Source organism: Thalassospira sp. UBA1131, from assembly GCF_002311515.1.
In the GTDB taxonomy this organism is placed as follows: Bacteria; Pseudomonadota; Alphaproteobacteria; order Rhodospirillales; family Thalassospiraceae; genus Thalassospira.
Map to the genome: position 1 here is coordinate 1 of NZ_DCAO01000074.1, position 3242 is coordinate 3242.

At 55.9% G+C, this 3242-nt stretch carries 4 protein-coding genes and 1 pseudogene; all 5 read right to left on the reverse strand.

Features of this window, described 5'->3' with window-relative positions; genetic code table 11:
• Positions 1-197: pseudogene (locus tag B3Z49_RS11775) on the reverse strand (3-isopropylmalate dehydratase small subunit); the annotation flags it as partial.
• A gap of 4 nt (positions 198-201) precedes the next feature.
• Complete coding sequence (locus tag B3Z49_RS11780) at positions 202-390, reverse strand: hypothetical protein (protein ID WP_008889810.1); 189 nt, start codon at positions 388-390, stop codon at positions 202-204.
• Between the two features lie 12 nt (positions 391-402).
• Positions 403-1809 carry a 3-isopropylmalate dehydratase large subunit gene (gene leuC / locus B3Z49_RS11785; RefSeq protein ID WP_008889811.1) on the reverse strand — a complete coding sequence of 469 codons (1407 nt, stop codon included), beginning with the start codon at positions 1807-1809 and terminating at the stop codon, positions 403-405.
• Positions 1810-2354: 545 nt separating this feature from the next.
• A complete protein-coding gene (rplS, locus tag B3Z49_RS11790; protein WP_008889812.1) occupies positions 2355-2759 on the reverse strand; it encodes a 50S ribosomal protein L19 in 405 nt (134 codons plus the stop codon).
• A 3-nt stretch (positions 2760-2762) separates the two neighbouring features.
• Positions 2763-3242, reverse strand: a 480-nt coding sequence (trmD, locus tag B3Z49_RS11795) for a tRNA (guanine(37)-N(1))-methyltransferase (RefSeq protein ID WP_296991023.1), incomplete at its 5' end; no start/stop codon positions are given.

A 3242-nucleotide genomic window follows, 5' to 3' on the forward strand; every position in this document is an offset into this window, starting at 1 on the left:
CGATAGGCCGGTTTGTTCAGAACGAAATCCGGAATTTCGTTACCGTTGTCGTCGTAACGCATTTCATCAAACAGGTTCTTGCCAAGGCCCGAACGTTTGATGGTTTTGAGGAACTGTTTGGGAATGATCATGTCGGTATCGACATTGATCATCGGCAGCGGTGCTGCAACACCGGTGAGCTTGGTGAATTTTTCCATTATCTTATCCCTTGCTTCCAGTTTCCCAGGCCAGACCGAGTGCTTCGATCAATTCTTCGGTCGCGTCGAGTTCCTGCGCAACGAAGTCCGGCAGGTTGATGCCGGTCAGTTGCGGCAGGAGGTGCTCAAGCACCGGTGCGCGGCCCAGACGAGGGGCACTTTCGCGGAAATTGATTAATGTGTGATCGGCCATGGGGAACCTTCCTTAACCGAGTTTGCGAATGTCGGTCAGATGACCGGTGATCGCAGCCGCAGCTGCCATCGCCGGGCTGACGAGGTGGGTACGACCACCACGGCCCTGACGGCCTTCGAAGTTACGGTTCGAGGTCGAAGCGCAACGCTCGCCCGGGGCCAGACGGTCCGGGTTCATCGCCAGACACATCGAGCAGCCTGGCTCGCGCCAGTCAAAGCCTGCTTCGATGAAGATCTCATGCAGGCCTTCTGCCTCTGCCTGTTCTTTCACAAGGCCGGAGCCTGGAACGATCATGGCATTGACGGTTTCGGCAACCTTGCGGCCCTTGGCGACTTCGGCAACAGCACGCAGGTCTTCGATACGACCGTTGGTGCAAGAACCGATAAAGACGCGGTCGATCTTGATTTCCTCGATCGGGGTGCCTGCTGTCAGACCCATATATTCCAGCGAACGGGCAATGGCCTTTTGCTTGCCGGCATCCTTGCCGTCAGACGGGAACGGAACGGTGCCGGTAACCGGAACGACGTCTTCCGGGCTGGTGCCCCAGGTAACCTGCGGGACGATTTCGGCGGCATCGATTTCGACAATCTTGTCGTAATGTGCGCCTTCGTCAGACGGCAGGGTCTTCCAGTATTCAACAGCCTGCTCGAACGCGGCGCCTTTCGGGGCCATCGGGCGGCCCTTGATATATTCAAAGGTTTTCTCGTCCGGGGCGATCAGGCCAGCGCGTGCGCCGCCTTCGATCGACATGTTGCAGACCGTCATGCGGCCTTCAACCGACAGCGAACGGATGGCCGAGCCGGCATATTCGATGACATAACCGGTACCGCCAGCAGTGCCGATACGACCGATGATCGCCAGGGTGATGTCCTTGGCGGTCACACCCGGATGAAGATCGCCTTCGACCTTGACCAGCATGTTCTTGGCCGGTTTCTGAACCAGCGTCTGGGTGGCCAGAACGTGTTCAACTTCTGACGTGCCGATACCAAAAGCCAGCGCACCGAATGCGCCGTGGGTCGAGGTGTGGCTGTCACCGCAAACCATGGTCACGCCAGGAAGGGTAAAGCCTTCTTCCGGGCCGACGATGTGCACGATGCCCTGACGGAGATCGTTCATCGGGAAATAGTGAATGCCGGTATCCTTGGCGTTCTGATCAAGGGTTTCAACCTGAATGCGGCTGTCTTCTTCCTTGATGCCTTCGGAGCGGTCAGAGGTCGGAACGTTGTGATCCGGCACGGCGAGCGTCAATTCCGGATGGCGCACTTTGCGGCCCGAATTGCGGAGACCTTCGAAGGCCTGCGGGCTGGTCACTTCGTGGACGAGATGACGGTCAATATAAAGCAGGCAGGTACCATCATCCTGCGTGTCGACCACATGGCTTTCCCAAATCTTGTCAAAAAGGGTTTTAGGTTGACCCATCTCGACCTCCTCATAATACATCGATCTTTTGAGCAGCAACGATCAAGCCGCCGGGTGCGGTTCTGAATGGGACGAAGATCGCGGCAGTACCTGCTTTTGACGGCGGGTGGGGCTTGGCGTTTCTCCGGCGCAACCGGCTTTATCCGGTTTGCGAAATTTTATTATCCAGAACCACGCGGGTTTGTTCGTTTTTGCCGCGGGAGTGCCTTTATACACGCCGCCTTCCAAATCGCAAGGTATCGGGCGCGTGTTTTTGGATGATGTACACTTTTAAATAGAGTGTGCCATTTTACAGCATCCCAGAGTAGCCAAATCAGCGTTTAACGATATAGGTAAGGGATATCTGATATAATGAAAGCTGATAAATTTATCGTCGGATTTCTGCGGGACTGCATTCTTTGAGGTCAAATCCGGCGATTCGCTATAATGCAACCAATGAGTGCATTGAGTGGCTTCTGGTCTCGCCCTGACCAGGGGCCGGAAACGAAAACGGGCCCACCCGAAGGTGAGCCCGTCTTTGTTCTGATGCTGAAAACAGCGAAGAATTACTTCTTCTTGCGTTCTTCGGCGGTCAGTTTGCCTTTGTGGCCGGTGGTCTGCTCGGCGATACGTGCAGATTTACCGGTACGGCCACGAAGGTAGTAGAGTTTCGCGCGACGTACGTCACCGCGGCGAACGACTTCGATTTTGTCGATGGCCGGGGAGTAAGACTGGAAGATACGCTCAACGCCTTCGCCCGATGCGATTTTACGCACGGTGAAGGAAGAGTTCAGGCCGCGGTTCTTACGCGCAATGCATACGCCTTCGAACTGCTGGATACGCTCACGGGTACCTTCAACGACTTTCAGGTGTACACGGACGGTATCACCTGCATCGAATTCCGGAACTTCGCGCTGCGCAACGATTTTGTCGAGCTGCTCTTTCTCGAGCTGCTGGATGATGTTGGTCATGGTTTAACCCTCTTTGATGTTCCCGTTTGCCACGTACCGGTCCCAAAGGTCCGGGCGTCGCGCGCGGGTAATTTCTTCTGCCTGAGCATGCCGCCAGGCTTGTACCTTGGCATGATGTCCGGAAAGCAAGATCTCCGGCACTTCACGCCCGTTCCAGTTGGCCGGGCGCGTGTAATGCGGATATTCAAGCAACCCGGTTTCAAAGCTTTCCTCGTCGACAGACTCGGTTTTGTTGACCGTTCCCTCGATGAGGCGAATGCACGATTCAATCAGGACCATGGCCGGCAGTTCGCCGCCCATGAGGATGTAATCACCGATGCTGATTTCCTCGGCCTCGTGTTCATCCAGAACCCGTTGGTCGATACCTTCGTAACGACCGCAAAGCAGGATGGCACCCGGGCCTGCTGCCAATTCGCGGCAGCGTTTCTGGTTCAGCACTTTTCCCCGCGGGCTGAGATAAATCAGCGGCAACTGCGGTGCAGA